Genomic DNA, 1,245 nt, shown 5'->3' on the forward strand with positions numbered 1-1,245 from the left:
CCCGATGCTCTCATAGACGAAGCCGGCGGCTTGCATGTCCTCGGGGCGGTAGATGTTGCGGAGATCGACGACGACCGGCTGCGTCATGGTCGCCTTCAGCCGGTCGAGATCGAGCGCACGGAACTGCACCCATTCGGTGACGATGACAATCGCGTCGGCGCCTTGCGCGCAGGCATAGGCGTCTTCGCAATAGGTGATGCTGGGCAGCTCGCCTTTGGCCTGCTCCATGCCGACGGGGTCGAAGGCCTTGACCCTCGCGCCCATGTCGAGCAGGCCCGTGACCAGCGGAATCGATGGCGCATCGCGCATGTCGTCGGTGTCGGGCTTGAAGGTGAGGCCGAGCACCGCGATGGTCTTGCCGCGCAGCGAGCCGCCGAGCGCCTGGCTCACTTTGCGCGCCATCGCGCGCTTGCGGTTCTCGTTGACGGCGAGCACGGATTCGACGATGCGCAAGGACACGTCATAGTCCTGCGCGATCTTGATCAGTGCCTTGGTGTCCTTCGGAAAGCACGAGCCGCCGAAACCCGGGCCGGCATGCAGGAATTTGGTGCCGATGCGGTTGTCCAGGCCAATGCCGCGCGCGACCTCCTGCACGTTGGCGCCGACTTTTTCGGAAAGATCGGCGATCTCGTTGATGAAGGTGATCTTGGTGGCGAGGAACGCGTTGGCGGCGTATTTGATCATCTCGGCGGTGCGGCGTTCGGTGAACATCAGTGGCGCCTGGTTCAGCGACAGCGGGCGGTAGATGTCGCCCATCACCTTGCGGCCGCGCTCGTCGGAGGTGCCGACCACGACGCGGTCGGGGAATTTGAAGTCGCGGATCGCCGCACCCTCGCGCAGGAACTCGGGATTGGAGGCGACGACGACGTCGGCTAACGGGTTGGTCTCGCGGATGATGCGCTCGACCTCGTCGCCGGTGCCGACCGGAACGGTCGACTTCGTCACCACGACGGTGAAGCCGGACAGCGACTGCGCGATCTCGCGCGCGGCGGCGTAGACGTAGGACAGATCCGCGTGACCATCGCCGCGGCGCGACGGCGTGCCGACCGCGATGAACACGGCGTCGGCGTCCGCCACCGGCTTCGACAGATCCGTGGTGAAGTCGAGCCGCTTGGCCTTGACATTGGTCGCGACCAGCTCGTCGAGGCCGGGCTCGTAGATCGGGATCTCGCCGCGATGGAGCGCCGCAATCTTCTTCTCGTCCTTGTCGACGCAGGTGACGTCGTGACCGAAATCCGCAAAGCA

1 protein-coding gene is annotated in these 1,245 nt (G+C 65.2%); it reads right to left on the bottom strand.

Translation table 11 applies throughout. From position 1 onward, the window contains the following. Positions 1 to 1,245, bottom strand: a 1,245-nt coding sequence (locus tag GWG65_RS40145) for a UDP-glucose/GDP-mannose dehydrogenase family protein (protein ID WP_275200911.1), incomplete at both ends; no start/stop codon positions are given.

The sequence above is a fragment of the Bradyrhizobium sp. CSA207 genome (assembly GCF_029051685.1).
Taxonomy (GTDB): domain Bacteria; phylum Pseudomonadota; class Alphaproteobacteria; order Rhizobiales; family Xanthobacteraceae; genus Bradyrhizobium.